Origin of the sequence: Luteibacter sp. NPDC031894 (assembly GCF_050273135.1) — a bacterium.
Taxonomy (GTDB): domain Bacteria; phylum Pseudomonadota; class Gammaproteobacteria; order Xanthomonadales; family Rhodanobacteraceae; genus Luteibacter.
Genome location: NZ_JBNNMV010000001.1, coordinates 1 through 22,553, shown reverse-complemented (window position 1 = coordinate 22,553; position 22,553 = coordinate 1). Strand labels below are relative to the sequence as shown.

36 protein-coding genes are annotated in these 22,553 nt (G+C 60.6%); 9 read left to right on the top strand and 27 right to left on the bottom strand.

The genetic code is table 11. The features are described from left to right. The 27 genes from ACQKIE_RS00180 to ACQKIE_RS00050 form a co-directional block, all read right to left on the bottom strand. Positions 1-504: a hypothetical protein gene (locus tag ACQKIE_RS00180; RefSeq protein ID WP_427454868.1), complete on the bottom strand. Its 504-nt coding sequence runs from the start codon at positions 502-504 to the stop codon at positions 1-3. Beyond that, positions 501-995 carry a hypothetical protein gene (locus ACQKIE_RS00175; RefSeq protein ID WP_427454867.1) on the bottom strand — a complete coding sequence of 165 codons (495 nt, stop codon included), beginning with the start codon at positions 993-995 and terminating at the stop codon, positions 501-503. Before ACQKIE_RS00175 ends, ACQKIE_RS00180 begins: the two co-directional genes overlap by 4 nt. 1 nt (position 996) lies before the next feature. Beyond that, on the bottom strand, positions 997-1,773 hold the full coding sequence (locus tag ACQKIE_RS00170; protein WP_427454866.1) for a hypothetical protein: 777 nt from the start codon (positions 1,771-1,773) through the stop codon (positions 997-999). Next, on the bottom strand, positions 1,773-2,957 hold the full coding sequence (locus ACQKIE_RS00165; RefSeq protein ID WP_427454865.1) for an Ig domain-containing protein: 1,185 nt from the start codon (positions 2,955-2,957) through the stop codon (positions 1,773-1,775). Before ACQKIE_RS00165 ends, ACQKIE_RS00170 begins: the two co-directional genes overlap by 1 nt. Before the next feature lie 317 nt (positions 2,958-3,274). After that, positions 3,275-3,994, bottom strand: coding sequence for a hypothetical protein (locus ACQKIE_RS00160; protein WP_427454864.1), 720 nt, complete (start codon positions 3,992-3,994; stop codon positions 3,275-3,277). Between the two features lie 32 nt (positions 3,995-4,026). Continuing rightward, on the bottom strand, positions 4,027-4,755 hold the full coding sequence (locus tag ACQKIE_RS00155) for a hypothetical protein (protein WP_427454863.1): 729 nt from the start codon (positions 4,753-4,755) through the stop codon (positions 4,027-4,029). A gap of 62 nt (positions 4,756-4,817) precedes the next feature. Further along, positions 4,818-5,324 (bottom strand): hypothetical protein, encoded by a 507-nt coding sequence (locus ACQKIE_RS00150; protein WP_427454862.1) that lies wholly within the window; start codon positions 5,322-5,324, stop codon positions 4,818-4,820. Further along, entirely contained in the window at positions 5,324-5,629 is a 306-nt protein-coding gene (locus ACQKIE_RS00145; RefSeq protein WP_427454861.1) for a hypothetical protein, read from the bottom strand. Before ACQKIE_RS00145 ends, ACQKIE_RS00150 begins: the two co-directional genes overlap by 1 nt. A gap of 42 nt (positions 5,630-5,671) precedes the next feature. Then, positions 5,672-6,724 (bottom strand): phage major capsid protein, encoded by a 1,053-nt coding sequence (locus ACQKIE_RS00140; protein ID WP_427454860.1) that lies wholly within the window; start codon positions 6,722-6,724, stop codon positions 5,672-5,674. Positions 6,725-6,889: 165 nt separating this feature from the next. After that, positions 6,890-8,038 carry a hypothetical protein gene (locus tag ACQKIE_RS00135; RefSeq protein ID WP_427454859.1) on the bottom strand — a complete coding sequence of 383 codons (1,149 nt, stop codon included), beginning with the start codon at positions 8,036-8,038 and terminating at the stop codon, positions 6,890-6,892. Next, positions 8,031-10,325 (bottom strand): hypothetical protein, encoded by a 2,295-nt coding sequence (locus tag ACQKIE_RS00130; RefSeq protein WP_427454858.1) that lies wholly within the window; start codon positions 10,323-10,325, stop codon positions 8,031-8,033. Before ACQKIE_RS00130 ends, ACQKIE_RS00135 begins: the two co-directional genes overlap by 8 nt. Beyond that, positions 10,322-10,504: a hypothetical protein gene (locus ACQKIE_RS00125; protein ID WP_427454857.1), complete on the bottom strand. Its 183-nt coding sequence runs from the start codon at positions 10,502-10,504 to the stop codon at positions 10,322-10,324. Before ACQKIE_RS00125 ends, ACQKIE_RS00130 begins: the two co-directional genes overlap by 4 nt. Further along, positions 10,501-12,084, bottom strand: a complete 1,584-nt coding sequence (terL, locus tag ACQKIE_RS00120) for a phage terminase large subunit (protein ID WP_427454856.1) — start codon at positions 12,082-12,084, stop codon at positions 10,501-10,503. Before terL ends, ACQKIE_RS00125 begins: the two co-directional genes overlap by 4 nt. After that, the gene (locus ACQKIE_RS00115; protein ID WP_427454855.1) at positions 12,077-12,556 is read right to left on the bottom strand and encodes a terminase; all 480 of its coding nucleotides are present in this window, start codon (positions 12,554-12,556) and stop codon (positions 12,077-12,079) included. Before ACQKIE_RS00115 ends, terL begins: the two co-directional genes overlap by 8 nt. Positions 12,557-12,943: 387 nt before the next feature. After that, the gene (locus tag ACQKIE_RS00110) at positions 12,944-13,237 is read right to left on the bottom strand and encodes a hypothetical protein (protein ID WP_427454854.1); all 294 of its coding nucleotides are present in this window, start codon (positions 13,235-13,237) and stop codon (positions 12,944-12,946) included. Positions 13,238-13,245: 8 nt separating this feature from the next. Then, positions 13,246-13,479, bottom strand: a complete 234-nt coding sequence (locus ACQKIE_RS00105; RefSeq protein WP_427454853.1) for a hypothetical protein — start codon at positions 13,477-13,479, stop codon at positions 13,246-13,248. Further along, positions 13,476-13,925, bottom strand: coding sequence for a hypothetical protein (locus ACQKIE_RS00100; RefSeq protein ID WP_427454852.1), 450 nt, complete (start codon positions 13,923-13,925; stop codon positions 13,476-13,478). Before ACQKIE_RS00100 ends, ACQKIE_RS00105 begins: the two co-directional genes overlap by 4 nt. Before the next feature lie 334 nt (positions 13,926-14,259). Further along, positions 14,260-14,604, bottom strand: coding sequence for a hypothetical protein (locus ACQKIE_RS00095; RefSeq protein ID WP_427454851.1), 345 nt, complete (start codon positions 14,602-14,604; stop codon positions 14,260-14,262). A gap of 3 nt (positions 14,605-14,607) precedes the next feature. Beyond that, the gene (locus ACQKIE_RS00090; RefSeq protein ID WP_427454850.1) at positions 14,608-14,895 is read right to left on the bottom strand and encodes a hypothetical protein; all 288 of its coding nucleotides are present in this window, start codon (positions 14,893-14,895) and stop codon (positions 14,608-14,610) included. Between the two features lie 68 nt (positions 14,896-14,963). Then, positions 14,964-15,227 (bottom strand): hypothetical protein, encoded by a 264-nt coding sequence (locus tag ACQKIE_RS00085; RefSeq protein WP_427454849.1) that lies wholly within the window; start codon positions 15,225-15,227, stop codon positions 14,964-14,966. Between the two features lie 159 nt (positions 15,228-15,386). Continuing rightward, positions 15,387-15,797, bottom strand: coding sequence for a recombination protein NinB (locus ACQKIE_RS00080; protein ID WP_427454848.1), 411 nt, complete (start codon positions 15,795-15,797; stop codon positions 15,387-15,389). Continuing rightward, positions 15,794-16,066, bottom strand: a complete 273-nt coding sequence (locus ACQKIE_RS00075; protein ID WP_427454847.1) for a hypothetical protein — start codon at positions 16,064-16,066, stop codon at positions 15,794-15,796. Before ACQKIE_RS00075 ends, ACQKIE_RS00080 begins: the two co-directional genes overlap by 4 nt. Positions 16,067-16,187: 121 nt before the next feature. Further along, positions 16,188-16,403, bottom strand: coding sequence for a hypothetical protein (locus ACQKIE_RS00070; RefSeq protein WP_427454846.1), 216 nt, complete (start codon positions 16,401-16,403; stop codon positions 16,188-16,190). Continuing rightward, positions 16,400-16,774, bottom strand: a complete 375-nt coding sequence (locus ACQKIE_RS00065) for a hypothetical protein (RefSeq protein ID WP_427454845.1) — start codon at positions 16,772-16,774, stop codon at positions 16,400-16,402. Before ACQKIE_RS00065 ends, ACQKIE_RS00070 begins: the two co-directional genes overlap by 4 nt. Continuing rightward, positions 16,689-17,762, bottom strand: a complete 1,074-nt coding sequence (locus ACQKIE_RS00060) for an HNH endonuclease (protein WP_427454844.1) — start codon at positions 17,760-17,762, stop codon at positions 16,689-16,691. Before ACQKIE_RS00060 ends, ACQKIE_RS00065 begins: the two co-directional genes overlap by 86 nt. 2 nt (positions 17,763-17,764) lie before the next feature. Continuing rightward, entirely contained in the window at positions 17,765-18,097 is a 333-nt protein-coding gene (locus tag ACQKIE_RS00055; protein WP_427454843.1) for a hypothetical protein, read from the bottom strand. 219 nt (positions 18,098-18,316) lie between these two features. Next, complete coding sequence (locus tag ACQKIE_RS00050; protein WP_427454842.1) at positions 18,317-18,514, bottom strand: hypothetical protein; 198 nt, start codon at positions 18,512-18,514, stop codon at positions 18,317-18,319. 114 nt (positions 18,515-18,628) lie between these two features. Between ACQKIE_RS00050 and ACQKIE_RS00045 the strand changes: the two genes are divergently transcribed. The 9 genes from ACQKIE_RS00045 to ACQKIE_RS00005 all read left to right on the top strand — a co-directional run. Beyond that, the gene (locus tag ACQKIE_RS00045) at positions 18,629-18,937 is read left to right on the top strand and encodes a hypothetical protein (RefSeq protein WP_427454841.1); all 309 of its coding nucleotides are present in this window, start codon (positions 18,629-18,631) and stop codon (positions 18,935-18,937) included. Positions 18,938-19,257: 320 nt separating this feature from the next. Next, the gene (locus tag ACQKIE_RS00040; RefSeq protein WP_427456744.1) at positions 19,258-19,926 is read left to right on the top strand and encodes an XRE family transcriptional regulator; all 669 of its coding nucleotides are present in this window, start codon (positions 19,258-19,260) and stop codon (positions 19,924-19,926) included. Between the two features lie 146 nt (positions 19,927-20,072). Continuing rightward, positions 20,073-20,414 (top strand): hypothetical protein, encoded by a 342-nt coding sequence (locus tag ACQKIE_RS00035; protein ID WP_427454840.1) that lies wholly within the window; start codon positions 20,073-20,075, stop codon positions 20,412-20,414. Between the two features lie 144 nt (positions 20,415-20,558). Beyond that, positions 20,559-20,723: a hypothetical protein gene (locus ACQKIE_RS00030; protein WP_427454839.1), complete on the top strand. Its 165-nt coding sequence runs from the start codon at positions 20,559-20,561 to the stop codon at positions 20,721-20,723. Continuing rightward, positions 20,720-20,998 (top strand): hypothetical protein, encoded by a 279-nt coding sequence (locus tag ACQKIE_RS00025; RefSeq protein WP_427454838.1) that lies wholly within the window; start codon positions 20,720-20,722, stop codon positions 20,996-20,998. Before ACQKIE_RS00030 ends, ACQKIE_RS00025 begins: the two co-directional genes overlap by 4 nt. A 70-nt stretch (positions 20,999-21,068) precedes the next feature. After that, positions 21,069-21,374 (top strand): hypothetical protein, encoded by a 306-nt coding sequence (locus tag ACQKIE_RS00020; RefSeq protein WP_427454837.1) that lies wholly within the window; start codon positions 21,069-21,071, stop codon positions 21,372-21,374. 148 nt (positions 21,375-21,522) lie between these two features. Further along, positions 21,523-21,903 carry a hypothetical protein gene (locus ACQKIE_RS00015; RefSeq protein ID WP_427454836.1) on the top strand — a complete coding sequence of 127 codons (381 nt, stop codon included), beginning with the start codon at positions 21,523-21,525 and terminating at the stop codon, positions 21,901-21,903. After that, entirely contained in the window at positions 21,900-22,037 is a 138-nt protein-coding gene (locus ACQKIE_RS00010) for a hypothetical protein (protein ID WP_427454835.1), read from the top strand. Before ACQKIE_RS00015 ends, ACQKIE_RS00010 begins: the two co-directional genes overlap by 4 nt. 30 nt (positions 22,038-22,067) lie before the next feature. Continuing rightward, the coding region (locus tag ACQKIE_RS00005; protein WP_427454834.1) for a pentapeptide repeat-containing protein at positions 22,068-22,553 on the top strand (486 nt) is incomplete at its 3' end.

Below are 22,553 nucleotides of genomic sequence, written 5' to 3'. Positions count from 1 at the left end.
TCAGCCCTCCACCACGCGAGCAAAAATCGCTACGTCTTCACCGTTCCGGCCGTACTTCCGCCAGATGCCCTCGGGCTGCATCCCGAGCGATCGCTCGAACCACCTCGACGCCGCGGACCGTGCGCAAAGACAGGTGGCCTGCACCCGACGCACGCCGTCCTGCTCTAGAAGGCCGCCGATCATCCAGCTGGCCGCCTTGGTCAACGAGCGCCACGTCTTGGCCCAGCCGTCAGGACTTCCGACCATCCACGTCTGCCATACCCCAGGCCCGATTTCCTCGGCACCACCCGCAGCCGCGGGGAACAGGTCAGGACCGAGGACGGTGAACTTGAGTCCTGGGGTGTTGTAAAACCCGACCGCTGCCACCTCGGGGACAAACTCCCGCGCCCCGCTCAGGGCCACATACTGAGCGCGTTCGTCCTCCCGCATTCGCTCGCACAGATAGAGCAAGTGCAGGAGGGTGCAGGGAACGACGTTGGAGCCTGGGCGCGTCGGGAAAATCATGCGCCAAGCCTCATATCGTTGAGGGTTACGTTCAAGGCATTGAACTGCCACTTGGCGCCACCCTCGTACGTGAGCTTAAAGCTCATGCTGGGAGCCATGATGGGGAGCGGAATCATCATCCCGGGAACAGAATCCGCCGGGACAGTAAAGGGAGCTGTGAATATCCCTTTGGCCGACTGGTCGTATCCCACTTGGACAGACGTTTCCCCGCTCCCCACAATGTCAAAGCCGACAAGCTGCTTCGTGACTCCGGGCGCGCCGAAGTCTAGCCAGGGCCACTGGATTACCCCGGTAAACGGCTGTTCGCGAGGATCGCCCGCGTAGTCCGTTACCTCATTGGCATCGACCTTCAGGATGTCGTCACCGGACCGGATGTAGAGGTCATCAGCAAGCTGCGTGAAGTCGTCGATGGGAAAGGGGAAGACGTAGCGTGACCACGCGCCGACGCTTCCTATCTGGCTCATGGTGTAGACGAATACCGTGCTGTCCATGTCAGGAGCCCCCTAGTTCGACGTAACTACGGCCATTTCCATCGTTGTAGAGCCAAAGGATCTCTTCCTCGGTCAGCGGCGCTTGGCAAAAGAACAGTTCATCAAGGCCGCAGTTTGTGTTCACGCCACCAAATTGCTGGCCTATCTGGAAGTAGCTGATTAGGTCGGTCCGCGGATCAGGCATGGGCGGTGTGGACGTACCGGCCAGCAAGCCGTCGACGAAGACATCGATGGTTTCTCCAATGAACCTCGCGACGACGAAATAGAATCCGTTTGTGGGAGCGTAGCCACCAATCCTCAGAACTTGCTCGGACGTGGCTTTATTCCCTGCGCTGTCCGTCACCCTGACCGTTACCGGGCACTGGCGAACGGTTAGCGCAGGCGCTTCTACGAAATACTGCTCATCATCTGAGTTTGGGTATGAACCAGGATGGACATCACCCCCTGTGGTTATTGCCATCGCGAACGCTGTGTTTTTCGATGAGAAGTCGAACGAGATTCCAAACAGATTCAATGCGGACGGCGTCCCGTCGTAGTAGACCCATCCGCCAATGGACAGAGCGTTGCTCGTCGTCAACGGGAAAGGATTTGTCAAAAGGCCGGCCGCCCTGCTGTTTTTAAGAAGCATCTGCCCCTGCTTCCCGGGAGCGAAGCCCGCCACGCCAAGGCCGATGTCCAGGTCGTTGCCGCCAGCAACATCGTTGAGATTGCCGTCCAGCGGATACCAACTGACTACCTTCCCTCGAATGGACGCACGGAGGATGTTTTCGTCAGTCATTAGGTGGGCGTCCCGGTGATGAGTCCGGTGGATGAGTTGATGGTTAGTCCGGTCGGAAGGAAGCCCTCAGTGATTTCCCACAACACGTAGGGCGGTGTCCCGCCAAGCGCCGTCAGGCCCGAGGAATACGGCGTACTAAGCTTGCCGGCCGCCAAGGTGCCCGTGAGGCGCAGCATGAGGTTGTCGGGGTTGTAGTTCGAGAACGCGAGCCAGTATTGGCCCAGACTCGGGACATACGTCGCCAGAGGAATAACCATGCCCGCATTGATGGCCTCCTGTACGAGTTGGTCGATGGGAATGCCGACGTCTCCCGCCTTCAAGTTCGTCGCACCAGCCGCAATGCCCATTGTTCTGACCCCCTGGGAGGACAGGAAGAACAGGTCGTTCGCAACGGGAGACAGCGCGAGGTGCTGAGTCGAGCCGACAGGCAAAGCGTCCAAGAGCGCGATAGACGCGGGATCTTCGTCTACCTGCCACATCTGGAAGCCTTCGGAGTTAAAGGCCGTGAGGTTGGAGCGATAGAGCCCCAAGGCCATGACCGGGTTAGACCCGTAGGTCTGGAGTCCGTATGGCAGATATCCCGCATCGTCAGCGGTCGACCAGTCCAGAGGATTCACGGTCGCGCTGTAACGGATGATGTCGTCGTCACCTGCGTAGACCTTGCTGGCGGCAATGGCAACGATCTTCGTCTGAGGGCAATTCGGGTCGGTGATGCGCGGCGTGGTCGCTTCCCAGTCGATGGTGCCGTCGTGCACCGTCCCTCCGGTAGAGGTCGGCCAGATCGGCTCCACTGCCCCGCTCTTGTTCACGGGACGCGCAGTCCAGACGATCTGGGAGGCGGATACAGCTTCCCAGATGACATCGTTGTCGATGACCTGCTGTCCTAGGACCGGCGGCCAGTTCGGCTCGGTTGCCGCGCTCTTTCCCGGCGCGGGCTGCACCGCCTTGTAGACCAGTCCAGCCGCGGGGACAAAGTAGCTGTAGTCCCACGACACCGCGTCCACCCACATGGAATGTCCGCTGTTCTTCGCACACGAGATGCCTACAGCGACGAACGCCGCCCCATCTGGCGCCACATCGGTAACGGACGACTTCTGCCAGTCGCCGCCACTTCCCTTGTTGATTTCGTTGCCGGACTTGTAGCCGATGGAATTGCCGTCCTTGTCGTACCAGAGAAGGAGCATTGCTGCTCCCGCCTTGCCTGACGACGAGGCACCCTGTTGCACCATGCAGGACGCGGTAATCCGCTGACCTGGCGTGACCGGCCGCTTATCGGTGTTGGTCGCACTAGCCTGTCCTGTACCGTCGTACTGAAGGGCATGGGACCCCTCATAGTGGGCCCCGGTTGTGACCGTGTACCCGTTCGGCAGAGTCCAGCTTGCAGACCCACTCTCAAACGACGCGTTGGCGGGTTGTCCGCTCGTGACGTTCGGCTGCTTGGTCGGCCGGACCAGCGCACCCGGAACGTAGGTTTTCCCAGCTACCCACTTGTCAGCCATGGTTAGTCACCACTCCCATAGCGATCTTTCACTTCCTGGCTTGGCGTGTTGCCGCCGGTCGAGCCGCCGCCGGAAAGCTCATCGGAAGGAACGGTTGTCGTATCGGTTCCTTCGAAGACCTGGGCGCCTTCGCTCATGGGCCAGGATGGCTCTGTGGCTCCCGTCGTAGGCGTTCCGGTCACTTCGGTCACGACATATTCCCAGCCGTTGGGCGTGGTCGGCTGCACTACGTTGCCGAGTGCCTTCGGCGTGTTCGGCGTCCAGACGGGGGCCTTGCTCGCGGAGTTGGAGCGGTAGTAGAAGCCGTTAGGCGTTGACGGTGAGACGAGCTGCGCGAGCCCATAGATCGTGTTGGGCTTCCACACAGGCGGAGCCTGGAGCCAGTAGTGCCACACGCTGGCGTCGTCGAACTCTGCGACCACATAGAGGAAGCCAAGGAACGGCTTTGCAAAGTGGATCTTCTTGATACCGCCCGTGTAGGAGGCATCAGGATGCTTGAGGATGTTGACCACGTATTTGGGATTGCTCGGGACAATCCGCGTAGTAGCAAAGACGTGCAGCTTTCCTTGGAAGGCGCACAGGCCCTTGGTTCCGGCCGGAAGGGTAGCGTCAACGCTCGTCCCAGGTCGGATCGTTGGCGACCGGGACGCATCAACGTACCCATTGGTTAGCTCGTACAGCGATTCAGGAGACGCTCCGCCCTTGTCGCGAAGCCGCGTCATGCCTGCCTTCACCGCCGAGAGGGTGACATTCCTCACGGCTGATAGCCCCCGACGAGCTTGGGCGGCACAGCATTGGGTAGAGGAACATCGCCTGGGATGTAGCGGCGCACGCCATGAGACGCGGCCGTCAGGTCGCCCAGAAGCGTCGCCAAGGCTGTCATGTAGTTCGCCGCGTCCGGTTGCCCATAGTGGGCCTTCGCGTAAGCCAGGGCGTGGAGCTTGATCGCATCCGGGTCAATCGTGGTGGTGTCCGAGTCAACCGAGAACGCCCCGAGTCCGAAATCACCCTTCACCCGCAGCCGCCACGTGTCATCCGAAGGTGCGGGCCATACCTCGATGCACTGCCGGACGTCGAAGAATTGCGGGATGGACTGAATGCGGCTGGAGTACATGGTCGGGTTGATGCCCTGCACCAGCGGGCGCCAGACATCATCACCTTGCGATACGCCGACCCATGAAATCTTCCGCGGGTCTAGCTTCTTCGCGCACACGTCAGCATTGGCGTCGAAGTCGTAGAACCTCGTACCCGCCGTCATGTTCCACGTGAACCAGCGCTTGGTACGCAGGACCGAGTAGCGCCGGTAGAGCAAGTCCTGCGCTTCGATGGCGAAGGAGTTCAAAAGGTCCACCATGCCCGGCGGAGGACTGGCGAGCATGGCGGCGAAGCCAAGCCGAACCATCAGGTACTTGCGAATGTCGGCTAACGTCTCGGACGGGTAATCGTCCTCGCAGTCGCAGTTAAGCTCGATGGTGTCGGCCATGACGGCTCCTGATATGGAAGCGCCCCGGCATTGCACCGGGGCGCCCGTTCAAGCGCGCTGGGTCACTTGCGCGCTGCGGTCTTCTTGGCGGTCTTCTTGGCGGTCTTCTTGGTCGCCGTCTTCGCGGCTTCCTTCTTGTGGTCGGTCACTGCGGACTGCGAGAGCTTGCCGCGGTTGCCTTCGTCCACGACTTCCAGGCCCGTCGCCTTGCCCAGCGTGGCCGGGCGCGGATAGATCGCCAGCACCTCGTTGACGTGCTGGGAATACTTCCGACGCAGGGCTTCGTGGGCTTCGTTGGCGGTCATCACCGGGACTTCGACGTCTTCTTCAGAGTCCACGTAGACCTGATCCTCGCCGTAGATGGCCTCCAAAATCGGAAGCTCGTAGTCGAAGATGGTCGCCGGCAGCTTGAGGCTGGCGTCGCGGTCGATGATCACGACCAGCTGGGTCAAGGTGACCGTTTCCTCGTCGTCGGCGTGATCGACCTTGACTGTGGGCGGCGGCGGAAGGTTGGCGATTTCATCCGAGGGGTTCGACGGATTGCCACTGTTCTGGGTGTCGGTAGCCATTACTGCACGCCCTCCAACGTGATGGGATCGGTGCCGCCCGCCGCGCCACGGCGAATCCAGCGCGGCAGGGTGATCTCCTGCACCTTGGCCGATGTCGTGGTCATGGTGAGAAGGTTGTACCAACCCGCGTCGCCGCTGGCGGGTGCGCTATTGCCCGGGGCATCGTGGCCCTGGAGCATCACGCCTGCGGCGGGAGTGGCAACGTGAGCGAGGCCGTTTCGACCCTGGCCGCCAAGCAGAGGCGTCTTGCCCAAGCTAACGATGCTGGTATCGGCCGGCATCTGGATGGTCATTGCATTCGGCATGTCATTCTCCTGGCGGGTGACCGGAGCCACCCGCCACGTGGGTTAAGCGATGGAAAGCACCGCGTTCGCGTTGCGCTTGTTGATGGTCAGGCCGTAGTCCGCCGTCACGCCGAAGTAATGCGTGTAGCGGTCGTACATACGCGCCGGGGTGCGATCGATCATCCAGCGGCCCTTGAACGGACGCAGCTTCAGGGTCTTGGAATTCAGGAAGTAGCAGCGCTTCGTCCAGGGATAGGTGATCGCACCGAGGATCGCGTCCAGCTTCTCGAAGGTCGGGTCCCAAACCACGAGACGTCCCTTGAAGTAGACGTTATCCGTCGAAGCGTCGGCATCCGGGCCGCTGCGGCCATTGACGATGATCTGCCGGTTCGTCTGGAGATTCGCGTCCTTACGGTAGGCGTCGTAGAACGCCGCGCCGCAAACGATGAAGTCCGGGATCATGCCGCCGTAGGTCGTGCAGGCCCGCCACATCTTCTCCATCTCGGACGTCAGCGTGCCGGTGGTGCCGGTGTTGATGTTGAGATCGGCGTTGTTGCGCCAGTACAGCGAGGTGGAGGCGTCGATGCCGCCGATGGTGCCGACAGCCGGCGTGGTGCTGACCAGCAAGTCCAGGCCCGGAACGGCCTTGGCGGACTGCGTGCCATCACGGTGCACTTCGAGATCCCAGTTCTCCTGAAAACCGTCCTTGAGCGCCATACGGTTGGTCTTGATCAGGTTCACGATCTGAACCTTCTCGGCCTCGGTCGGCACTGCCTCGCGGTCATCGGTCAGGATGATGCCGTTGTCGGCGAGTTCGGTTTCGTTGAGTCCGAAGCCGTCATGGGCCTCGTAATGCTGGAACGGGGCGAGGCGCACCACATCCTTTCGGTTGTAGGTGACCTGATCGTCGCCGGAGTAGTTCTGGTAGTTCGAATCGTTGCTGATCCGAACCTTTTCGTTGAACACGCCGTTACCGAAGACCGACTCCTGCTTGTTGGCAAGAAGCCACTTCATGAACGGCTTGTCGGTGTTGACCTGATCGATGGGGTCGTTGGCCGCATACGACTGCATCTGGTAGTTCGCGCCTGCGGCAAGCTGCGCTGCGTTGACGGGCATGGGAATGCTTCCTCGAAATGGAAAGGAGCCCTGATGGGCTGTTCTCTCCGCGTTCGAGGGCGCGACTCTCAGTGCAGCGCTACCGGGCGCGACTCCGGCTTTCAGCTTCGCGGTGTGGCGATGCCACGAAGGCAACGTGCCACACCGCGAGTTACTGTCAAGGCATCAGCGACCTACGCTTTGCAGACCCATTTCAAAGGCATCCATTTCGCTTGCATCCTTCAGCGAGCGGGCCATCGGCGCGCCTGCGCCGGTAGCGCGAAGCGGCATGGCGCCGACAGGCGGACGGGCCGGTGCCGGAGGTGCCACTACGGGCGCCGACACTTGAATGCGCTTGTAGATATCCTCAATGGTGGCGACCCACAACGACGGTGCCACCGTCTGCCGCACCTGATCAAGCAGTGGCGCCAGGACTTTCAGCTTGTCCATGAATGCCGGGTCTCCGGCTTTCAGCTTCTCGCTGAGCGCCGTGACGTCGGCCATGCCCTTGTCGAATTCAGCCTTCTGCGTCGCCTGCTGGCTGGTGACCGTCTGGTGCTCGATACCGCGCTTCTCGACAGTGCGGCGCTGGGCCAGTTCAAGTGCGGCGGCGCGCGTCATTTCGCCGAACGTCACCGCCTGGGCCAAGTCCGGATGGTCGGCGATGGGATCGACCAGCCCCGGAACCTCGCGGCCGATGTTCTTGCCGAGCGTCTGAAGCTCGCCGAGCAGGAAGTCGAACGCCTGCCCCATCTTCGCCGGATCGCCGGAGTTGATATAGGCGAGGTAGCCGAGGGACTGGCCGAACTGTTCCGGCGTCGCCTTCGTCTCCAGCACCATGTTTTCCCACTGCTGGCCTCGGTCGGCGGCAGCGCGAAGCGGCTCCAACTCCTGGGCCTGGGTCTTGATGGTGCTCGCCATCTCGCGGAAGCGGAGTTCGGCCTTGCCCTTGAGGCCAAGTTCGGTCACGGCGGCATCGGTTTCCGGGTCGGGCTGTACTTCGACCTTTGTCGCAAGTTTCGTTGGGTCGGCTTTGGTGTCGCTCTTCGCGTGATCGACCGCGAGAGGCGCACCGCCTGCGGCAGGAGGCGCAGCGGCTTTCGGATCGTCCGTCTTCGCGGCAGCAGCCTCGGCGGCTACGTCAGCGGCCGTCTTGGGCGCTTCATCGGTCTTCGGTGCAGCTAGTTCAGTGACGCCCTTATCGAATGCCGCAAGGGCGGCGGTATCGATGTCTACCGGCGCTTCAGCAGCCGGGGCGGACTCAACCGCTGGCGTTTCCGTGATTGGCGTCTCGGTCGCCGGGGTTACTTCAGGGGTGATCGTCGTCTCATCCATAGCTCACATCCTCGGTCGGTTCGGTGGGCGCCGGCATAGCCGGAGCGGAAAGGTTCATGGGTGGCGGTACCGGCCCAGGTTGTGCCGGCATGGCTTGGTCATCCGGATCGGGCGCGGGCGGCAGGAAGCGGGCGGCATCCAAGCGGTCACCGGTACGCGACAGGGTTTCTTCGATCAGCGCCTCAAGGGAGTCGGCAATGTCCTGCGGCGACGAGCCGCGAAGCTGGCCGACCTGCATGATGGCGTTCTGGAGTACCGGCATGACCGTGGCCCACGCCTGACGCTGACGTGTCGTGTCGGGCTTGCCACTGGATCCAGCTCGGATATCGACACTTACCAGCGCGCCAAGGTCTTCGACCTTCATGCCCTCGGGCCAGAAGGCCCATGGACCGGCCATATCCTTGACGTCGTTCGCGTCGAGCTTCTGCACAGCGACTTCCGCCGTGTACTCGGCAAGTTCGCCAAGCATTGTGTCCAGGCCGTCCCGCATGTACCCCGTGCGGGCGTTGGTGCCGGTCTGCTGAATCTCGGCCTCGGTCGCCGTCTTCGCGGTGCGGATGCTGGACGACAGGGCCTCCTGAATGCCCCATATCATTTCCAGTTCGGCGCGGATGACGCCGGTGTCGTAGAGCGCGGTGTCGATCTGCGCGTAGGCGACGGGATATAGAACGTCGGACATAGGCGTGCCCGGTCTCTGAGGCTTCAGCCCAATCATCTCCTGCGTTCCGCCAGCCTCGATCTTCGCAACCTCGTCTGGGGCGAGGTTGGTGGAGTCGAAGGCGGTTTTCGGCTTCACCCGGCGACGATGCTCGGCATAACCCGAGCGAACACGGTCGTACTCGTCCAGCAGCGGCGCGGAGCGGTTAATGAGTGATTCCGGGTGGCGCTCGCCATCCACCTCCCCGATGACGAACTGGAAGAAGGGGTAGAACCGGGACGTGCCAGGGTTCGGCGGATAGGGATCGCGGGCGTAGCAGTTCACGCCCTCCACGAGAGTCAGTATGGTGTTCGAGTCCTTATCCCAAACCTCCCAGATGCACACTGCCGTACCGTCAGCCACCTGGGTCGTAGCGCCGCCACCCGTGCGGAAGGAGTCGGCCTCATTGGCTGATACGGTCGTGTTGGCCGGGTCAGGTGTGACGTTCGGGTCGCAGGGCTTCACCTGTCCATACGTCGCGGCGGATTTGATCTTCTCCGCGATCTTCGGAAACTCGGCCTTGGCTTCCTTGATGGACTTGAAGGTGCGGTGCGCGATCCACGGCGAGTCCAGATAGGAGGTCATCGCCCCGCATTCCGGCGCGACCTGAATATCCTCGCCCTGCACGAAATCAATGGCGAAGCCCCGCGCGATCATCACCTCGACCTGGGCCTGTAGCCCGAGGATCTGGCGCTGGATGTCGGCCTTCAGTTCATCTGGGTTCGGTGCGCCTTCGTCCAATTCCTGTTTCGATGCCGCGAGCCGTTGCAGGTTGTCTTGGAGGTCGTTGATCTGAGCCTCGACGATGGGGTCTTTCCCCATGCGCTCCTGCCACGTCGCCTTAAGCCAGCCGATGCCGATGGTCAGGCCAGACCCCACGTTCGGCTTGGCCTTGGCCTTCAGCTTGCCCTTCTTCCACAGCTTCGAAATGACGATCTGTAGCGTCTGGCCGAACTGCTTTGCGTCGTCACGCCGCTGCTGGTAAGGCTGACCGAGTTCCTTGACCTTCTTGCGGACAAGCTGGTCCATGGTGGCGCGCGCGGCCGCCTCGGCATCCTTGTCGGGGTCAATGTCCGGAAGCTGAGGCAATTGGCTGGGGATGGAGCCGCCAGATAGCGCTTTGGCAGCGGCCGGAGCAACAGCCTGCACGATGGCGTTTTTCTTCTGCGCCGACTCGTCGAACGCAGCCTGGGCGGCTTGCTGGACGTGACTACCCGTCATCGGGTCGTCCGCGATGGCCTGCTTCGCCATCCTGACCAGCTCGTCATCGGGCGGCGGCTCGGTCGATTCAGCGGGCATCACATCCACATCCGGATCACGGGCGTAGAGGAAGGACTTCATGATGTCCACGTAGGTACCAGCGATGGGTACGTCTACCTCAAACCCGCCCTTCCGCCGCTTGGCGTACTTCCGGTCAAGCGCGTATTGCTTGCGGGCTCCCTCGTCGAACTTCCGCGCTTCCTCGATACGCCGCAGCCAAGCCTTGGCGTCCGCCTCCTCCTGAGCATAGCTCTGCGCGGCAGGATCGCCCACTTCGGCAGCAGCCATGCCAAGGCTCATCGCCTGCATTTCGTTCGTCGTGACGCTCATGGGCGGTTCTCGGCATAGAAGGCGGACAGTGCCCATTCCGCCTGTCGCAATGCTTCGCGCGTTTCATCCTTTTGGTGCATGGCACGCGATATAGCCCTGTCTGATTCTCTGTCAGCGCTTTGGGCAACCATAAGGGTGGTCGTCAAACTCACGAGTTCGGCTTGCTTGTCGGCATTCATGGGCGGTAGTACCTCTGTCGTTCGCGGGCTTCCCTGGCGCTCAGGCGCTCGGACGCTTCGATGTGTTCGCGGCTAAAGGGGATGACGGGTTTCTCTCGGTCTTTCTTCGGCGGCTCGGCGTCCATGAGTTGGTCTAGGGCTCGGCCGATCAGTGAGCAGCAGTCAACGAGGTCGTCATAGCGACCGGCGGGGAAGGCGATCAGTTGCTCGATGAGCACGTCGCCGAACTCACCCTCTTTGACCCACACCGTTCCAGCACTCACACGGGCGGCGAAGCCACGGCTGCGGGCTACCTTGTCGGCAATGCTTGGAAGAAGTTCACGGGCCGCGTAGGTCTGCCTGCGGCGCATCTGGCGCTTCACCTCGGGCCCGATGGCCGACTCAATCACGCCGGACTCGCCAAGCCATAGCTGCGGCTTGTGTAGCTTCACGAGGTCGATAGCCGCGGATACGCCCTTGTCCGTCTCAACCTGCTCGTTGAAGCCGCTTAGGATGAATATATCGGCGTCCTCGTCCATACCGAAGACCACGTGGGCGGTGTAGTCGCCTGCGTTCTCCTTGGTGGCAAAGTCGCTCGTCAGGTACTTGCGCAGGCTCTCCGGCGTCTCGCTGTCACGGAAGCGCTTGAAGTTCTCCCGCTTGAAGTGGATGCCTTCGTCCGGCACGGGTCGCTGCTGGTACAGGGACGACCACGTGCGGGCGTTGGCCTTGTACATGTTCCAGTGGCGCTCACTGAACCACTCAGGCCACAGGTACTCACCAATCTGGCGCCCCACGGGATCGTCCAGGCGCTCACACTGCGCGGGGATGTTCAGGACTTCCCATACCTGCCCGTCCCGGCATTCGACGGGGCCGCTACGGCCGTCGTAGTCCTCAGGCAGGATGCTGCCGGCCAAGTCTTCCTGAGCCCAGCGGGTCTGGATGATGATGATGGACGCCTTTGGCTTGAGACGCGTCAGAAAGTCATCGTCATAGGCCGCCCGGGTCTTCTTCCGGATCGTCTCGGACTCGGCTTCCTCGCGGCCAGCTACCGGGTCATCGATGATGCCAAGGTCGCAACGGCTGGACGTCAGGCCGCCCATGAGGCCAGCGGCGAACATGCCCGAGCCATTGGTCAGTTCCCATTCGTCAGCGGCGTTGCTGCCACCCACTACCTGAGCACCGAAGATGCCACTGAATTCCGGGCTACTGGCAATCTGCCGAGCCCGCTTGCTGTGCCGAATGATCGGCGTGGCCGCGTAGCTCGTCATCAGGCAGCGAAGGCCGGGGTACTTCCCCATGGCGTAGGTTGTGCCCACCACGCTCGCATAGGTGGATTTGGCCGAGCCCGGGGGCTCAAAGATCATCAGGCGGCCGTAGTCCGTGCGAATGCACCTATCGATGGCCTCCATGGTCACGATGTGGTGCTTCGCTACCGACGACTCTACGGGCTTAAACAGCCATTCGTCAGGATCGTCACTGACCGGCGCACCAGGAATCGTGATGGCTTGGCTGTATCCGACCAGCGACTCACGAGCACGACGACGGCGCAGGAGTTCCCGCGCTGCCTCGGCCGGCGTGATAGTCGAGCCGTCAGCCATTGGCGCCCCCGCTGGCGGCAATAGCGGCCAGTTGCTCGTCTGTCAGTTCGACGGTCTTGGATACCTTGATGCCGCCCGAATGCTCGTGATCAACCTTATCCCGCCACTCAGCACGACGGCGGTTCTTCAGCCAGAAGATGCAGGCGGTGGTATCCGGGGCGTGGTGCTCCTCATACGGGACAATCACCTCCTGCCCCTGGAACTGGAGGATCTTCACGGCATCGTGCGTATAGCCAATGGCGCGTCGGTATAGGGATTTCTCTACCCGGTCGTCTGCCACGTCCTTGCCCAGCTTTAAGGCGTGACAAAACTCAGGGAAGTCGTGCTGCCACCGGTAGATCGTCCTCTCCCTCACCCCGAAGAAATCGGCAACCTCTCGATCAGTGGCGCCCATTTCGGCAAGTTTCCTGCCCTGCTCGATGTACTCGGGCTTGAACTCACGAGGGCGACCCTTGGGCTTCTTCTCGGTCATAGGCAGTAAGCCAGGCTCATGTAGTACCAATCCAGCGGAGACGGGACTTGCCTCCAAGCCTGAGTTACGTGGCTCCAGCGGAAATGCTGCCTGCCATCGAGCGGCCCGTGGGCGCCCTGGCGATGGCAGGCTAGGCTCACTGACACATCACGCCTCTCATTGGCCTCCATGACAGCCTCGCCAATGGCCCCAAAGATTTTTTCCCACCAGCGCGGGGACATCAGCACGGCCCCACCTGCCGGTAGCCTTCGATGGCGTCGGCCTGATCAACTGTTGGGAATGAAGAGGCTAATGCGGCATTGGCATCCAAGGCGGCTTTTGCTTCCTCCTCCATCCTTCCGCTCAGGGCGGCCCCGAGAAGCCAGCCAGCCAAGCTCATGCCCGCGCTCACATCGCCACCTGCGACAGAATGGGAAGCGCGAACAGTTCCGCGATGCTGGGCGGCTTTGCGTGCCACTGCTGGGTACGGATGGCTCGGGCGTCCTTAATGGTTAGCCTAGGAGCGGCCTCAGCCTGAGCGGTCATGTGTTCGCGCAGACGGTCGCTCATGTCGTCATTCGGCACGGTGTACGCGTGAGAACGCTCTACCTCCCGAAGCTCACCGATGTCCACATGAGGCAACGCCAGGGCAGCACGGACGGCGCCCTTGATGGTCTGGATGTCGCGCCAGAAGAATTCCATGGATCCGCTCATGCCGCCTCCGAGTTAGCGCCCTGCTCCATAAGCCAATCGAAGTAAGCGGCATGCATGTTCAGAAATGCATCCTTTGGAGAGTCGCCGATAGCCCCGATGTTGTAGTCAGAGGTCACCTCCACCTGGGCCAGCCATTGCCCACCCGGGGCCGGTCGAATAACAGTTGGTGGCAAGGCGCCAGGGATGAGCCATGAATCATGGAATCGAGGATGCTTAGTGATGCCATTCATGCCGCAATCTCCGGTTTAGCGACCACGAAGCCGCGGAAATGCTCCTGAAGGTCGCCGATAAGCTGTTCGGCCAGGGGGAAGGCACCGCGCAAGCCGGCGCAATAACGGCCCACCGTCCACGACTCATGGCGGTTCACGAAGCCCATGCCGGTGCTGTTACCTTCGGCGACGACATAGACGTGCTTGTCTTCGTCACCCAAGAGATAGCTACCCGCCCCCGTCGTGTGCCGGTTCTTCCGCATACGCCTCAGGATGGATAGGGCCAGTACCGTCATATCGCCTTCGTCTTCGCTGAATTGACCCACCGGGCGGAAACCGCGCTCAAACTGGCGGTGCACCGTTCGATTGGGTCGCGTATGAGGACGTATAGCGGCCTTGGAGGTACGTTCAAGGCATACCGAAGCCTCTACGTAGGCCTCTACTTCGCGGTCTTCGATGTCATCCACAGGCCATCTCCCGGTAAGTTCGAACGCTTCCGGTTATGTCCCGGAATTCGCCTTGGGGCGTCACGATGTAGTCGTGGCCGTTCTCACACTTGACGATGAGGAAGCCCCCTACGTTCTCCATCGCTTTGCATGGGGAGGGCAGAATGCATAGAAGCTTCATCGGCCGCGTGCTCCACTCAACCACGGCGCTTCCTCCGTCTGATTTCCTTACGCACCCTGGCAAGCAGGCCCTGCGCTGCCGGGATCTCCCTGGCGAGGGACTTCTCAAGGTCATGGAGTTCCGAATCCGGCTTACCCTCAACGCCGGTTTCTTTGTTGGGGGCGGTCCCGTATTTCATGAAATGGCCTCCACTTCGATCCGGACGCCGAACTGGCCGCGCTTGCACCGCTCCTGGGCGTAGCGCCACTGGATACGAGGGTCGTTGTCTGGCACGTACAGGTAGTCAGCTATGCCATCCCTTATGGCCTTCATGGCGCCTTGTAAGTTGTCGTCGTCGAGCACCCCGGCTGACTTCCTCGTCATGGTCACAATTACCGGCAGGACTGGCGGTGAACCAAGGCGGCCAAGCATGAACCATGCAGCATGACGCTCGGCCTTCACCCTAGCCGCTCGCTTACGCCAATGCTCGCGGGCGTTGAGTCCGCCTACCGTCTTGATGGGAAGCTCGACGACGATCATGGATCAGACCGTCAGCCGGTCAAGGAGTTGGCCGATACGTTCGTCGATATCCGTCACGCGGTCACCTGCCCGAAGGATGTTATCGACGATGGGGCTTGCTCCTACCGCCTGGGGCTTGGCCGACGCGTCCCCCTTCAGCCCTGACGAAAGGATGGGGAGAAGACGCTGCTCCAGACGAGCAACGGTGCCTTCGACGTTCTCCAGCATCCCCGAAAGTCGAATCAGGGAGGATTCTGCCGGGGAATTCTGCGTGATTTGCGGGATTGCTTCGTTCGCGTTTGCAAGGTTCATGGTGTTTCCTCGGTTATGGCTCGCTAGAGCCGAATTGACGATCATGTGTACTAGCCGGTCCATCCACGTCACGCAGCCAACCTCGCCAGCGTGTCCGCGAGCAAATCAAGCTCCGTCCACTTCTTGATCTTCAGCATGGTCTTGTCGCCGTGGATGCCTTGGGGCCCGCGGTGGCAGGACGGGCAGACGGGAACGGTCAGGAAGTGGCTGGCACGCTGTGCGCCGCCCTGCCCTGCCCGGATGTGGTGGACTTCCACACCATGGGCTCCGCACAGCCCGCAGGAGAGTTGAGCCACGCGGCCCATGTGCTTGCGTTCGGCTGCGGTGGTCATACTTGCTCCGATCCCTGAAGTCTGCGTAGTAACTTCTCGCGAGCCACATCCTCGCGAAGTTCAGCGATAGTCATATGCGCCTTCTCCACTCGCTTCGCCCAATGCCACGAGGCGAAGACATAGCCGAGGATGCTGCCATCGATTAGCAAGACGATTACGTCAACCATTGGGATCGCTCCACTTGACTTGTCGCTCAGCACCAAAGGCGAACATCATCTCGATCACGTCCATGCACTCCGGCACCGTGAGCCCTCGGGAACTGGCACCGAGGACGATGAACCCTCCGTCGAAGCCGGGTACCACCCTCTGCTCTTTCCGGTACGCAGCGACGAACATGTGCCGCCAGTCGTCCTTAGAAAGCATCTGCCCGTGCCATTCGACCTGTTCGGCCAAGTCACCGCACATGGCGTTCAACTTCCGGTTCTGTTCAAGACTTCTCCGTGTCTTAAACTCGTCCACGGTCACCATGACCGGCTTGTCCAGTTGCAGGTATTCGCAAGCCTTCTTCCACACGAAGGCCATGCGGGAGCGCGCATTCTCGGGGCGCAGGACAACGGCTTGGGCGGTCATGCTCCTTCCCCCACGTGCTCCGGTTGCCAGATGCACTCACTCCATTCGATCTTGTCGTTTGCGTCGGTGGCGGGTTCAAGATCACTCGGGAGGAAGCACCACCCGGAGTCGCCATCGATGGTCACTCCCACATTCCCCCATTCGTCCATTTTATTTTCAACATTCAAGGCATTAACGACACCTTCGGCCCCTAAAACGGCTTGGCACTCGGGATCGGGGTCTCGAACGCGGATAACCCGCACCCTCTGCCCAACGTAGAACCTGCTCATGACCGCACCTCATTGCACCCCAAGCAGCGGAGATAGGACGAGCCGTCCTTGCGGTGCGCCTTGGCCCACTCGTGGCCGTGGCGGATGCAGATCAGGGCTCGGGTTAGGAGGTTGGACAGGATCACGACACGCGTTCCCACAGGTACGTGGGCGGACCCATGCGCCGAGCGCGGGTCTTCTCGCCACGTCGCACCTTGCCCTCGTCCGAAAGGGTCAAAAGACAGGAGCGGACGTAGTTGTCTCCCTTACCCGTCAGCTCGCGAAGCTGCATCACTGACATCGGGCCGCGCTCAAGCGCGGAATAGATGGTGTAAATGGTGGTGGCTGTCGGGCTCATGCGGCATCGTCTCCTTCGGGCTTCTTGATGCCGAGCGTCTTGCGGATTTCGTCAAAGGCCACAAGGCGCGCCTTCTTCGTCCTCTCGTCGTCGAGAAGTTTTGGCTTGTGAATGGGCGTGACGTTGCTAGGCAGCGCCTCGATGAAATCCTGGGGTACGGGCCAAGTGCGACGTCCTGCCAGCGTCAGGAACGCAGCGCGGAACCGAGGGGGATCACGGCGTTCGTCAAAGATGCGGCCATTGGTTACAACCTTGCACCACATCGCCAGCGTGCCTTCGATCAGCTCAAGCGCCGGCTGGCGATCCAAGCTCAAGCACAACAGGCCCTGCAAGCCCTTGGCGATCTCGGTTTCGATCCAGTTGGTTTCCATTGATTACCCCTTGAAGTTTCATCACTGCCTCGCCGGTCTTGCTGGTTGGCCCACGGGGCGGCGATCCTCGTTGGCTAGGCTGCGGCGCCTCGTTCTGCGCCTTCGACAGCCAGGCATTCGCGAACTTCAGGGCGCCGCTACGGGTCTTCCGCTTCGTCGGGTTGCTAAGCGACCAAGCCCGCATGCCGCGGAACTCCTGGCGCACATCGACTGCGGGATATAGGCCCTCGAACTCGGCAACCTGCCGCTCCGTGATCGGGAACTCGGTGGAGTCGTTGAGCGGGATCGAAATCACCACAGGAGACTCATCGACTGGCTTGGCACGAGAATCGTGCCGAGCAGAAAGCTTTTGCTCTTTCTGTTCTGTATCTGTTCTGTTCTGTATCTGTTCTAGGGCGTTACTGAAACCGTTACACTTAATCCAGTGGTTCCAGATGGCCTCCGTGCGCTTGTTTAGGAACGACATTCCGGCTTCATATGGCGTCCTGCCGGCCTTCCCGCTGTTACACGACTTGCATGCGGCGACAAGGTTCTCGATGTCGTCATTGCCACCCCTGGCTACCGGATAGGCGTGATCGATACACAGGTTCTTGTCCGACCCGCAGTACACGCAGCAACCACCGTCACGTACCATCACTGTTTCAATGTGTTTCGTGTAACCGTTACTAGTAAGGCCCATTGCCTTACGCTTCTCACGGTACTTCTTGACGCGCTCGTTGCTTGAGTCCGAGGAAAACTGGCGCTTGTCCCAGTTCATCAGGTCCCAGATCTCATCGATGAAGCCTTTAGAGACGAAAAGCTCCTTCGTCTTCGCGAGGTCTTCCTCCGATACACGCAGCGCAAACGCAACCTCAGCGTCGTCTGTCGTGGGGATGATTCCTGCTGTCCTTAGGCAAAACAGCATCACGAGACGCCGTTGCATGGCCTCGCTCATCATCTGGACCTTAGGGTCCGTCGAGAACTCGGCGTAGAGGCGGAACCAGTCCATGCTTACTCCACGACCTTCCACAGCGTGACCGGGTGCATGTGGCACGCCTTGCCCTCTGCTTGCGTGTAATTCACCTTGCGGATGTGCCCCTCGCGAGACAGGCGCGTCAGGATCGATCCCCAGGCGCGGTCGTCGGTCGGTTCTTCAAGACCGTTCCTGTAGGCCCAGGCGCGGATCTGCTCGGCGGTAAAGGTCCGCTTGATCCGATGGAGGAACTTGCGCGCCTTGAGATAGGCCCGGTCGGACCATCCGGCATTGCGGTGGTCAGCATGAGCAGTAGCGCGAGCCATGCCTGCGTCTCGGCCTGTACGGCCTTGGTTGAGCACTGCGTTCATCACCTCTCCCCGTGCTTCTTGAGGCCCCTCAAAATCGTCAGGGCAGATTGTTCGGTCACGCCAAGCTGGTACGAAAGCTCGGCTACAGCGGCCTTTTCGGCCATTTCAGTCGGTGAACAACCATGGAGACTCGCTGCTGCGACCAATCGGCCAAGCGCGTCATATCCACCAAGGTCATCCGCCTTAAGAGGGGCCTCAAACAGCGCCGGGTTGGGCGCTTTAGAGTGCATAGGACTCCGACGTAATCTTTTCGCCGCGCTCTTGGAGCAAGCGGCGCACACCCTGGTTAATCAGTTCGCGCTTGAGTTCGCCCCACTCCTTACCGATGAGCTTTGCCAGCTTCTTTCCATCGGCAAGCTCAACGTCGTTGAGGTAGAGGGGGTCGCGAATCCGTTTGAATCGACGGTCCAGGTACATCGGTGGATCCTTTGAGGGGTACTCGTGTGGGATTGAAGAAAATTGAGGTAGGCGAAGCCCTACCGGTGGCAAACTGGCACTGCCAAGCAACCAGCAAACTCACCGGAGGGCTTCATGGAAACGGAACAGAGACTCGACGAACTGGAGCGTTCGACGATGGAAACGATGCTTACGGGCATGGCCCTGGACAGCGTAGTCAGGGCTTTCATAGCGACGCATCCGAACCCGGAGTATTTCCGGGTGGTGTTTTCAAGTCTGATCGAGCGCCAGATTGCGCTTGCGGCAGATCACGGATTCGAAAAAGCTCGTCCAGAACATCAAGTTCAATGGCTGGCCGAGGGTCTACGGAAACAAGCCCAAGCTTGGCTTCATGTGCTGCACGGGCGTCCATCAGCCGACGAAGCCGATCCTCCGGCCTCGTAAGCGCATCCCAGAGACGCCAGAAGGACTTCTCGTCCATATCAGGCCGCCTTCCGCTTGGGCTTGCCGGAGGTCTTTGAGGCATGAAGCTCATGAAGCCGGATGGCAAGATCGCCACGGGGGGACTTAGCTGCACCGCTAGCCAGACTTCCAATGGTGGACGGGGGTGCTCCACAGGCGACGCCGATATCGGCATAGGTCATCCCGAGGGAGTTCAGCTCGCTGATTTTCTGGGACCAGGCTGTCTTCATAAGCCAAGATTACGAGATATCGTAACTCCTTGTCAACGACATATCGTAACGAAATTTCGTTCTCATCCTGGTATGGAAACGATTGGCGGCAGAATCAGGCGGTTGCGCGAAGAACAGCGCATATCTAGGGCAGACCTAGCGAAGGCTGCTGGGCTTGCCTATAGCTCGCTCTCTGACCTTGAATCCGGCAAAGCGAAGACCACCACGGTCCTGCACAAGATAGCCTCTCGCCTCGGAGTGAGGACGGAGTACCTGGAATCGGGCAAAGGCCCGCAGGAGGCCACCTCGGCGTCAGGCGACGAGGGCTGGGCGGACATTAAGGGTTATGCCATGGCGGTAGGCTTGGGTACTGGCCGCGAGGCGCTGGATTACGCCGAAACCCACAACCTCAAGTTTCGGGCCGACTCGCTCGCCAGGAAGCGGCTACGGCCTGACAGGCTGGCCGTGCTCTATGGCAAGGGGGATTCCATGCTCCCCCGCATCCGAGAGGGGGATGCCATCCTGTTCGATACCAGCGACACCACCCCCTCGGACGGTGACCTTTTCGTGATCGCTCTCCAAGGCGCCGCAAACACGGAGTACAACGTGAAGCGCTGCGAGATCGTGGATGACATGGTGTTTTTCAGGGCTGATAATCCTGCGGGGGACCATAACTGGCGCAGCGCTAGGGCTATGAGTAATAAGCGGAATCCGATCACGATTGTGGGTAGGGTCCGCTGGATCGGCAGCTGGGAGGGTTGATCATGCGACCTGCTATAGCTTTGCTTTTGGCCTTCACTGTATGTGCTACTGCGACTGCACAAACTAGATCCGGATGGAGTGAAGCCGGCGCCGCGATTGGTCGAGCAGCTAGTGGAGGTCAGGATGCTCGAAGTCAGCAATTGTGGATGCAGGGAGCGCTTCAAGAGGCTGAGCTGCAAAATGCCATTCTTTCAGCCAGAGCTAACCGGGCCGAACTGCAAGCGATTGAAGCGCAAGCCTGGTGGCAGGACACCCTGTCCAAGATCTGGGTGGCATCCGGACTTGATGGCTCGGAAGCAACCCATCTGGCCGCCTCCTATAGAATTTCCGCTGAACAGGCACCGATTCTTGACCGGGCTAGAAGGGATGGCGTCGAAACCACTATTCAGGCCGCCCACAAAGCCTATCAAGAATACAACTACCAGCTCGCCAACCAATTGATGGTGGCGGCTTACATCGTTAACTCAGAGCACGTTCGAACCCCATAAGAGGGCGTCCTCCCCAGCCCTTCTGACCGCCCCGCAGGCTGGAATCCATCCACTGCGAAAAATATTTACGAAATATCGTTGACACGAGCTACGACATTTCGTAACCTGTCCCTGTCGCCGGAACACCCCGGCAGGGAGCAGACCATGAACCACGCACCCCTCATTACCGGCCACGAGATCGTCCAGGTGAAGTCCCCGGACGCGCCGCTGGAGTTCGATCTGACCCCGGGCGACGCCGAGCTTGTCGCGACGATCGCTTCGGGCCTCGACGCACTTCGCGAGAAGAACGCGAAGGAGACGGCCCGATGAGCACCGAGACGCAGAAGGTGGATGTGCTGGCTTTTGGCCTGCCTCTTACGTTGAAAGCAAGCCTTGAAAATGGCGACGCATTCGGACGTAGCTCCGCTATCGCTTACCGTCACTTTAAGGGTGAAGTCGTTTATCTGGTCGGCTGGGAAACCGAGGCTTACAACGGATACACGATCACGCGGAAGCTCGGTAGCGACAGGTTTGAGCATATCAGTGGGCATCCGTTCGACTTGTTCGAGCCTGCCGCCCTCGCCCGCGTCGGTGGTGCGTCGTGAAAACCACTCTCTCAATCGCAACCGCATTCCTTTTCCTCGGATTCCTTGGCTGGTGTGGAGGGCTTCTGTGATGGCCGCGCTACCTGACTACATCGACTTTTTGGAGAGAGATCGTCTCGACGCTGAGGACGAAAAAGAAGCCCGCATGGAATGGATTGACAACAGGGAGCGCGCGTTGCTGGCTGACGATGACGTCGTGCTGGAAGAACTCGCAGGCGCCCTGGCTGACCCACGCACTCGCTTCCAGATCGCCAAGTACTACCGCGCTGGCGACCGTGTTCAGGCCATGAACGTCATGCACGAATGGCTCCCGACATTCATCAATGAGCGGGCCGAGAAAGACTACCAGCAAGCAAGGAAGGAGGGTCGCCTATGAGCAACGTCATCCAGTTCCCCGCCCCGTGCATTCGCATCTGCCGTGTTGTGAACGGGATTACGGAGTACCGCACGATCCCCGGATCTTGGGAGGACTGCCCTGCGGGTTGGTCTGTCTGCCTGCGGCGCGTGGTGATGAGGGTTGCAGCATGAGCGCCGGAATGCCGCCTATGGCACACACCCCTGGACCTTGGCATGTCGTTGAGTGCGCTTCTCCGGATTGCTGGTGCGCACTCATCGAGGCTGATGTTGAGGATGTGGAGGGCGACAAGACAATCATTTCGTCAGGCTCACTTCGCAAGCATAACGCGTTAGTCGTCGCGCAGGCGCCACGGCTTCTTGAGTTGTGCATCAAGTTCAACAACCTCTATGGGCACCTGTGGGATGTGGTCAATCCGGAAGGGTACGGGATGCTGAGTCCGGAGAGCGTTGCCAAGTACGACGAGCTTCACCGAGAGATGAATCGCGCCATAGCCGACGCGACAGGCGGAGACGCATGGGTTTCGCTGGACGAGGACAACAACGCATGACCCCCGACTACGACGACTACATCGCCCGCGTCCGCGCACACGCGAATGCCCGCAAGCCGATGACCAAGGCCGAATGGCTGTACCTCGGCCTTGTGGCAACCGCTGTGCTTATTGCGATTGCTACGGGGCACTGAGCCCACGGCACCACTTCTAAGGAAACGACAATGGCGAAGTTTGAAATCAAGAATCGCTTTACCGGTGCCGTGCAGTTCTCCTGCGAGATCGATGCGGAATTTGCGGGAAAGTCGTACTCGTTACAGCTTGGTTTTGCGGTAAAGAAGGCTGTTGAGTCCCGGGCGGACCTGTCTGGTGCGTACCTGTCTGGTGCGAACCTGTCCGGTGCGGACCTGTCTGGTGCGTACCTGTCTGGTGCGTACCTGTCTGGTGCGAACCTGTCTGGTGCGAACCTGTCTGGTGCGTACCTGTCTGGTGCGAACCTGTCTGGTGCGAACCTGTCCCTGGCGCACCTGTCTGGTGCGTACCTGTCTGGTGCGAACCTGTCTGGTGCGAACCTGTCTGGTGCGTACCTGTCTGGTGCGAACCTGTCTGGTGCGTACCTGTCTGGTGCGAAGGACGCAGAACTAACCGTCGCTCGCACTCGCATTCTTCCCGAGGGCGACCTCATAGGCTGGAAGAAGCTTCGCCAAGGC

Coding starts and splice junctions, on each gene's coding strand:
- ACQKIE_RS00060 (WP_427454844.1), bottom strand. CDS start 17,762: ATGGACTGGTTCCGCCTCTACGCCGAGTTCTCGACGGACCCTAAGGTC.
- ACQKIE_RS00125 (WP_427454857.1), bottom strand. CDS start 10,504: ATGAATGCCGACAAGCAAGCCGAACTCGTGAGTTTGACGACCACCCTT.
- ACQKIE_RS00110 (WP_427454854.1), bottom strand. CDS start 13,237: ATGGAATTCTTCTGGCGCGACATCCAGACCATCAAGGGCGCCGTCCGT.
- ACQKIE_RS00165 (WP_427454865.1), bottom strand. CDS start 2,957: ATGCTCCTTCTCTGGTACGACAAGGACGGCAATTCCATCGGCTACAAG.
- ACQKIE_RS00085 (WP_427454849.1), bottom strand. CDS start 15,227: ATGACCACCGCAGCCGAACGCAAGCACATGGGCCGCGTGGCTCAACTC.
- ACQKIE_RS00040 (WP_427456744.1), top strand. CDS start 19,258: ATGGAAACGATTGGCGGCAGAATCAGGCGGTTGCGCGAAGAACAGCGC.
- ACQKIE_RS00030 (WP_427454839.1), top strand. CDS start 20,559: ATGAACCACGCACCCCTCATTACCGGCCACGAGATCGTCCAGGTGAAG.
- ACQKIE_RS00145 (WP_427454861.1), bottom strand. CDS start 5,629: ATGCCGAATGCAATGACCATCCAGATGCCGGCCGATACCAGCATCGTT.
- ACQKIE_RS00010 (WP_427454835.1), top strand. CDS start 21,900: ATGACCCCCGACTACGACGACTACATCGCCCGCGTCCGCGCACACGCG.
- ACQKIE_RS00175 (WP_427454867.1), bottom strand. CDS start 995: ATGGACAGCACGGTATTCGTCTACACCATGAGCCAGATAGGAAGCGTC.
- ACQKIE_RS00020 (WP_427454837.1), top strand. CDS start 21,069: ATGGCCGCGCTACCTGACTACATCGACTTTTTGGAGAGAGATCGTCTC.
- ACQKIE_RS00015 (WP_427454836.1), top strand. CDS start 21,523: ATGAGCGCCGGAATGCCGCCTATGGCACACACCCCTGGACCTTGGCAT.
- ACQKIE_RS00155 (WP_427454863.1), bottom strand. CDS start 4,755: ATGGCCGACACCATCGAGCTTAACTGCGACTGCGAGGACGATTACCCG.
- ACQKIE_RS00025 (WP_427454838.1), top strand. CDS start 20,720: ATGAGCACCGAGACGCAGAAGGTGGATGTGCTGGCTTTTGGCCTGCCT.
- terL (WP_427454856.1), bottom strand. CDS start 12,084: ATGGCTGACGGCTCGACTATCACGCCGGCCGAGGCAGCGCGGGAACTC.
- ACQKIE_RS00170 (WP_427454866.1), bottom strand. CDS start 1,773: ATGACTGACGAAAACATCCTCCGTGCGTCCATTCGAGGGAAGGTAGTC.
- ACQKIE_RS00070 (WP_427454846.1), bottom strand. CDS start 16,403: ATGAGCCCGACAGCCACCACCATTTACACCATCTATTCCGCGCTTGAG.
- ACQKIE_RS00090 (WP_427454850.1), bottom strand. CDS start 14,895: ATGAACCTTGCAAACGCGAACGAAGCAATCCCGCAAATCACGCAGAAT.
- ACQKIE_RS00075 (WP_427454847.1), bottom strand. CDS start 16,066: ATGAGCAGGTTCTACGTTGGGCAGAGGGTGCGGGTTATCCGCGTTCGA.
- ACQKIE_RS00050 (WP_427454842.1), bottom strand. CDS start 18,514: ATGTACCTGGACCGTCGATTCAAACGGATTCGCGACCCCCTCTACCTC.
- ACQKIE_RS00045 (WP_427454841.1), top strand. CDS start 18,629: ATGGAAACGGAACAGAGACTCGACGAACTGGAGCGTTCGACGATGGAA.
- ACQKIE_RS00160 (WP_427454864.1), bottom strand. CDS start 3,994: ATGACGCGGCTTCGCGACAAGGGCGGAGCGTCTCCTGAATCGCTGTAC.
- ACQKIE_RS00035 (WP_427454840.1), top strand. CDS start 20,073: ATGCAGGGAGCGCTTCAAGAGGCTGAGCTGCAAAATGCCATTCTTTCA.
- ACQKIE_RS00135 (WP_427454859.1), bottom strand. CDS start 8,038: ATGGATGAGACGACGATCACCCCTGAAGTAACCCCGGCGACCGAGACG.
- ACQKIE_RS00130 (WP_427454858.1), bottom strand. CDS start 10,325: ATGAGCGTCACGACGAACGAAATGCAGGCGATGAGCCTTGGCATGGCT.
- ACQKIE_RS00105 (WP_427454853.1), bottom strand. CDS start 13,479: ATGAATGGCATCACTAAGCATCCTCGATTCCATGATTCATGGCTCATC.
- ACQKIE_RS00080 (WP_427454848.1), bottom strand. CDS start 15,797: ATGACCGCCCAAGCCGTTGTCCTGCGCCCCGAGAATGCGCGCTCCCGC.
- ACQKIE_RS00180 (WP_427454868.1), bottom strand. CDS start 504: ATGATTTTCCCGACGCGCCCAGGCTCCAACGTCGTTCCCTGCACCCTC.
- ACQKIE_RS00140 (WP_427454860.1), bottom strand. CDS start 6,724: ATGCCCGTCAACGCAGCGCAGCTTGCCGCAGGCGCGAACTACCAGATG.
- ACQKIE_RS00095 (WP_427454851.1), bottom strand. CDS start 14,604: ATGATCGTCGTCGAGCTTCCCATCAAGACGGTAGGCGGACTCAACGCC.
- ACQKIE_RS00065 (WP_427454845.1), bottom strand. CDS start 16,774: ATGGAAACCAACTGGATCGAAACCGAGATCGCCAAGGGCTTGCAGGGC.
- ACQKIE_RS00150 (WP_427454862.1), bottom strand. CDS start 5,324: ATGGCTACCGACACCCAGAACAGTGGCAATCCGTCGAACCCCTCGGAT.
- ACQKIE_RS00115 (WP_427454855.1), bottom strand. CDS start 12,556: ATGACCGAGAAGAAGCCCAAGGGTCGCCCTCGTGAGTTCAAGCCCGAG.
- ACQKIE_RS00055 (WP_427454843.1), bottom strand. CDS start 18,097: ATGAACGCAGTGCTCAACCAAGGCCGTACAGGCCGAGACGCAGGCATG.